This window comes from Campylobacter sp. 2018MI10 (assembly GCF_018501175.1).
GTDB lineage: Bacteria > Campylobacterota > Campylobacteria > Campylobacterales > Campylobacteraceae > Campylobacter_E.
Map to the genome: position 1 here is coordinate 1 of NZ_JAHCZD010000039.1, position 1,641 is coordinate 1,641.

1 rRNA gene is annotated in these 1,641 nt (G+C 47.9%); it reads left to right on the forward strand.

The features are described from left to right. Nucleotides 1-1,613 (forward strand): 23S ribosomal RNA (locus KJR01_RS09535); the annotation flags it as partial. Between the last annotated feature and the right edge of the window lie 28 nt (nucleotides 1,614-1,641).

A 1,641-nucleotide genomic window follows, 5' to 3' on the forward strand; every position in this document is an offset into this window, starting at 1 on the left:
GAGAATCATTAACGCCGTAAACCCAAGGTTTCCTACGCGATGCTCGTCATCGTAGGGTTAGTCGGGTCCTAAGCAAAGTCCGAAAGGGGTATGCGATGGAAAATTGGTTAATATTCCAATACCAACATTATTGTGCGATGGAAGGACGCTTAGGGCTAAGCAAGCTAGCGGATGGAAGTGCTAGTCTAAGGTAGTAGGTTGTTATACAGGCAAATCCGTATAACATTAGACCGAGAACTGAAAGGCTTTCTGAAGTCTTCGGATGGAAGGAAGAATTGCTGATGCCGTCGAGCCAAGAAAAGTTTCTAAGTTTAGATAATGTTGCCCGTACCGTAAACCGACACAGGTGGGTGGGATGAGTATTCTAAGGCGCGTGGAAGAACTCTCTTTAAGGAACTCTGCAAAATAGCACCGTATCTTCGGTATAAGGTGTGGTTAGCCTTGTATTAGAATTTGACTTCGAAAGCAAGGAAACTTACAACAAAGAGTCCCTCCCGACTGTTTACCAAAAACACAGCACTCTGCTAACACGTAAGTGGATGTATAGGGTGTGACGCCTGCCCGGTGCTCGAAGGTTAATTGATGGGGTCAGCAGCAATGCGAAGCTCTTGATCGAAGCCCGAGTAAACGGCGGCCGTAACTATAACGGTCCTAAGGTAGCGAAATTCCTTGTCGGTTAAATACCGACCTGCATGAATGGCGTAACGAGATGGGAGCTGTCTCAAAGAGGGATCCAGTGAAATTGTAGTGGAGGTGAAAATTCCTCCTACCCGCGGCAAGACGGAAAGACCCCGTGGACCTTTACTACAGCTTGACACTGCTACTTGGATAAGAATGTGCAGGATAGGTGGGAGGCTTTGAGTTATAGACGCCAGTTTATAATGAGCCATCGTTGAGATACCACTCTTTCTTATTCGGGTAGCTAACTAGCGTGAGTTATCCTCACGTAGGACAATGTCTGGTGGGTAGTTTGACTGGGGCGGTCGCCTCCCAAAAAATAACGGAGGCTTACAAAGGTTGGTTCAAAACGGTTGGAAATCGTTTGTAGAGTATAAAGGCATAAACCAGCTTAACTGCAAGACAAACACGTCAAGCAGAGACGAAAGTCGGTCTTAGTGATCCGGTGGTTCTGTGTGGAAGGGCCATCGCTCAAAGGATAAAAGGTACCCCGGGGATAACAGGCTGATCTCCCCCAAGAGCTCACATCGACGGGGAGGTTTGGCACCTCGATGTCGGCTCATCGCATCCTGGGGCTGGAGCAGGTCCCAAGGGTATGGCTGTTCGCCATTTAAAGCGGTACGCGAGCTGGGTTCAGAACGTCGTGAGACAGTTCGGTCCCTATCTGCCGTGGGCGTAAGAAGATTGAAGAGATTTGACCCTAGTACGAGAGGACCGGGTTGAACGAACCACTGGTGTAGCTGTTGTTCTGCCAAGAGCATCGCAGCGTAGCTAAGTTCGGATGTGATAAGAGCTGAAAGCATCTAAGCTCGAAGCCAACTCTAAGATGAATCTTCTCTTAAGGTCGCAGCAAGACTAGCTGCTTGATAGGTTGGGTGTGTAAGTGGTGAAAGCCATTTAGCTGACCAATACTAATAGACCGTCCGCTTACTTTAAATAAGCATTACTTCCTTGCTAAGGTTT